This is a genomic window from Schlesneria sp., from assembly GCF_036405755.1.
Classification (GTDB): Bacteria; Planctomycetota; Planctomycetia; order Planctomycetales; family Planctomycetaceae; genus Schlesneria; species Schlesneria sphaerica.
In genome coordinates, this window is sequence record NZ_DASWWZ010000510.1 from 1 (window position 1) to 4,805 (window position 4,805).

Annotated in this window: 2 protein-coding genes and 1 pseudogene; all 3 read left to right on the forward strand. The window is 55.9% G+C overall.

The features are described from left to right. Positions 1 to 530 (forward strand): annotated as a pseudogene (locus VGE80_RS17290) (organic solvent tolerance protein OstA); the annotation flags it as partial. Positions 531 to 1,004: 474 nt separating this feature from the next. Then, on the forward strand, positions 1,005 to 2,195 hold the full coding sequence (locus VGE80_RS17295) for a polysaccharide biosynthesis/export family protein (RefSeq protein ID WP_373652622.1): 1,191 nt from the start codon (positions 1,005 to 1,007) through the stop codon (positions 2,193 to 2,195). A 173-nt stretch (positions 2,196 to 2,368) separates the two neighbouring features. Continuing rightward, positions 2,369 to 4,666, forward strand: a complete 2,298-nt coding sequence (locus VGE80_RS17300) for a GumC family protein (protein ID WP_440593538.1) — start codon at positions 2,369 to 2,371, stop codon at positions 4,664 to 4,666. Positions 4,667 to 4,805: the final 139 nt, after the last annotated feature.

Genomic DNA, 4,805 nt, shown 5'->3' on the forward strand with positions numbered 1-4,805 from the left:
TCAAAGACTGGATGACACTGGACCTTGGTGCGTCGATCTTCCCGGATGCCGATCGAGACAACTTTGGAGAGACAATCGGTCTAGTCAGTTCCCGATATGCGTGGCACGTCGGTGACCGGACTTCGATTCTGGCGAGCAGCCTGTATGACTTCTTCCCGGAAGGGCAGCAGTTATGGAGTCTGGGTGTTCTCAGTCAGCGCAGTCTTCGCGGCAGCATCTATCTTGGTCTGCGGCAGGTTAAGGGGGGGACCCTCGACAGTCAGATCGCCACAGCCACCTATAGTTACGTGCTCAGTCCGAAATGGGTGTCGACGGCCACAACCGCATTCGACCTGGGCGAAGGGATGAGCCGTGGTCAGGGCTTTACACTGACCCGAATCGGCGAGTGGTTGCTGATCCATATGGGGGCGAACGTCGACGTCAGTAAGAACAACGTCGGTATCGGGCTTTCCGTCGAACCTCGATTCGGCAACAAGACAATCTCGTCAACGCAGCTTGGCTCGTTGCAGGGTGCTGCCCAGCCTTACTGATTTCGCTGCTTGACCCGTCCTGGGGCTCTCTGTCCCACCGGCCCCGATTCGCATGTCATTGCGCCGAACTCTCACTCCTCGTTGTGGCTTGTATGAGGGGAGATTCCGACCCATTTTGTCGCTGGATGGTCGGCCGTTTCTGCCGCTGCGAGACGAAACGAAAGGGATTATGAATCCCGCAGAGGATATTGGGGGGGTGATCGACTATTGAACGGCCTGACTCGTATTGACGCTAATTTTGTATTCCCCTAGATTCCGCGCGACTTGGCCTTCCCATTAACTCGGCCGGTCCTTTTCCCATCTCTCAGTCCCTCAATTGGATGTACATCAACAGTGACTCCGCTGGCAAAATCGCCTGAGTCAACGTCGTCTCGTGGACCGTTCCTCGTGCGCGGCTGTACTGACGTTTTGTTGTTGAGGGGCCTGCCTGTGAGGCAGATCAATCCGTGTCTGCCAGGCGTGAAGGAACAGTCCATGTCTCCACTGAAGAGACTTTCGATCGGATTACTTTTCACGGTGATTCTTACTCTGACGAGTCTGGGTTGTGCGACGATTAAGGGTGAAAAGTATACGACCAAAGACTTGCCACCCGACTTAATCGCCGGAGCACGCGAGAACCCGCAAACCGTGGATCTGAGCCGACTGGCAAGTACTGCCAGAAAGTCTGATGTGCTGGATCGGGGCGACGTGGTGGAGGTCGTGATTGCCGCAGGCCTGAACGAAAAAGATACCACCCGGATTCCGCTGCGAATTGAAGAAGACGGTTATGCCAACATTCCCGAAATTGGACGGGTCAAACTGGCTGGTCTGAAGCTGGAAGCGGCCGAAGCGGCAATCGTCTATGAATGCATCGAACAAGGTCTCTATCGAAATCCGAATGTGACGATGACGATGAAAAGTCAGCGGACTAACCGGATTGTCGTGATGGGAGCCGTTAAAAAGCCTTCTACCTATCATCTGCCGCGGGGACAATCTGATTTGCTCGCGGCGATCAGCGAAGCGGATGGTCTGGACGAGACTGCGGGAACTCAGGTCGTTATTCGTAATCCGGGCAGTCCGTTCGGTGAAGCGGGAGGCAAGTTCGCTGGCCTTTCCGATCAAGGTCTGCAGACGGTCAATCACATCGATACTTCGGAAGATGGGACGATCGGAGGGCACAGTATCGAACTGGCCGGTGCGGGCAATGATACGGTCACGGTCGACCTGGTCTCGGCGACGAAAAACGGAACGAATGGCTACCAGCTTGAAGACGGTGCTGTCGTCTACGTTGAACGACGTGATCCCGAACCGCTGCATGTGACCGGACTGGTGACGCGTGCGGGCCGGTTCGAGTTCCCGATTGCCGAAGAAGTTCGCGTTCTGGATGCCATCGCACTTGCGGGCGGTACGAACTCGCTGGGGGCGAATAAGGTCTACGTGATCCGTCGGAAACCGGGAAGTGACCTGGGGCCGATTGATCCCAAGAATCCGGACCGCGTCCAGACCTTCATCATTGAAACCACACTTGCGAACGCAAAGCAGAAAGCTGATGCCAACATCCGGCTGCAGCCGGGTGATGTTGTGAGCGTCGAACAGACACCACTGACCTTCACGCTCGATCTGTTTAAGCGGGTTGGTATGAACATCGGCGGATCCTTCCCACTGGTAGGCACACCGTTGTTCTAACGGCTCAGTTAATGTCCTTGATTTGCTGATTGATCCTGTCGATGCACGATGTCGCAATAACCGAACCCCGAACGTCAGTCTGCTGGCCCTGGATTGGGGCCAGTGGCTGAAGTTCCCGGCTCGGTTTTGCTGTTTCCCCTTGCTGGTCTTGTTTCTCCCACTGGTCTAGCTGCATGAATACAATTGAACGTCCGACACGATCGTCCGAGCCCTCGGCGACCAGTCCAAACCTGCTTAACGAAGCGGTCCGCTTCCTCCAGGTGGTACGGCGCAAGCTCGCTACCCTGATCGTCTGCACGATTCTGGGAGGAATTATCGGGTCCGCGTGGTATGTCACCGCGACCAGAAAGTACGAATCCTCTTCGGAAATCATGGTGCTCAAGACGGAAGGTAACGTGCTTGAGGGAAGCAACCAGTCGAACCAGCGTTCGATTCAGGACATCATGCCGACGTACCAGAAAGTTCTGATGAGCGATCGGGTACTGATCGGAGCGATCTCGCGCTTGCCCACGGCTCATCGCGGCGATCTGAAAGGGATTCCCAAGTCTCGCTGGCCTGCCGAATTGAAAAAGAACCTCTCGGTCTCGTCGACGCGACTCACGAACCTGATCTCGGTTCGCTATGTTTCCAAGAACCCCAAGACGGCCAAGTTCGTCGTTGACGCCATCGTCGGCTCTTACGTGGAATACATGCGTGAAATCCACAAAGGGAACGCCAAAGAGAGCCTGGCGCTGCTGAATCAGGAAAAAGCCAAGATCGAAAGCTCGCTTCGCGAGAAAGAAGCCGAACTTCTGACGCTTCAACGCGAATCCGGAATCCTCTTTCAAGGAGGCGACCGCAGCACTCACTTGATCATCGAACAGACGATGACGTTGAATGACGCGCTCAGCGAAGCTCAGAAGAAGACACTGGAATGTCGTGCCCTGCTGACATCCGTCGAATATGCGCTCGAAACCGGCACGGATATCCAGCCGTTCCTGCAACAGGTGGCGGGTGACATCTCGCGAGAATTCATTCTGCGGGATCTGGGGATCGGCGCGAACGACGCCTACACCGTCGCAAAACGCGAGGACGAACTGTTGATGGACAAGGCGGAGCTTGAAAACCGCCTGCAGATCTACGGTCCCAAGCACCCCCAGGTCAAACAGTTGCAGGAACGAATCCGACAGACGCAACAATGGTTGGACGGACGGGCTGAAGTGGTGTCTGAAAGCATGAGAGACGCCCGGGAACAAAAGCTCGCCCCCAAATTGCTCGAAATGGCCAAGCAACGGCTCTATCAGGCAAGTGCTCACGAAGCTGCGATTCGAGAAGAGTTTGAAGCGGTCAATCGACAGGCGCTCAATTTGAACGGTCAGATCGCGCAGATTGATATCGTGGAGATGGCATTAAAGCGTTCCCGCGCCTACTACGACTTCGTGCTGGAACAGATGAAGAAGATTGACATTGGTGCTGATTCGGGTCTGACGATCAGCGTCCCCTCGCCTGCAAAAGTGATTCTGGGGGCTGTGGCTCCGAAGATCTCGACGACGGTTTTCCTGTGTACATTCCTGGGTGTCATTGCCGGCCTGGGCGTCATCTACGTCGGCGATGTTCTGGACGACCGGTTCCGGTCACCGGATGAACTCCAGGCACAGCTTGGTCTGGCAATCCTGGCGATGATTCGCGAGATGGAACCGCTGGACGGCGATGCACTGGATGGAATCGTCACGTTTGCCCGACCCGACAGTCTGGAATCGGAATCGTTCCGAACGCTGCGAAGTTCGATTACGTTCTCGACGGCAAACACCCAGCGACTGGTGATGACCAGTACCGAGCCTGGGGACGGTAAGACGACCACGCTGGCGAACCTGGCGGTTGCCTTTGCCCAGGCCAAGAAAAAGACGTTGCTGATCGATGCTGACCTTCGTCGTCCGGGGATGACACAGTTGCTGGATCTGAAAGGTCCGCGAGGATTGTCCCAGATCCTTCGCGACTCGAAACCGGTCGCGGAAAGTTGCCTCGAAAACATCTTCAATCTGGGGATCGAGAATCTGGACGTGATGCCGTCTGGACCTCGACCTGCCAACCCGTCCGAGCTTCTGGCCAGCGAGCGGTTCAACGACATTATCGCCTGGGCTGAGTCCAATTACGAACAGATTCTCATCGACGCACCGCCGGTTCTGGCAGTGACCGATCCGGCAATCATTGGCCGACTGGTCGATGGCGCTGTGGTGGTGATTCGTCCCGACAAAAATCGCCGCAAACTGGTCCTTCGCGCCGTCGAGTCGTTCCGCGGATCAGGCGTTCAGGTCGTGGGGATCGTCGCCAACCATATTGCGACCAGCAGCGGTTCAGAGTACGGCTATGGTTACGGCTACGGCTATGGCTACGGCCACGACGAAAAGCCTGAAGTCGACGATATGATGGAAGATCACGGCAACGACATGGACGGAGATGAAACGCGCGAACAGATCCGGCTGGCGGCATAACGGACCGGGGGGCGTTGAAAAAAGCCCCTTTTGCTGCGAAGGTTACTTGCTGACCCCCGACCTGGATTCCGTAACGAGACTGCTGACAGTCGTGCCCCAATGATCGCCCATGACCGCTTATACAATCGAGATTAACGAT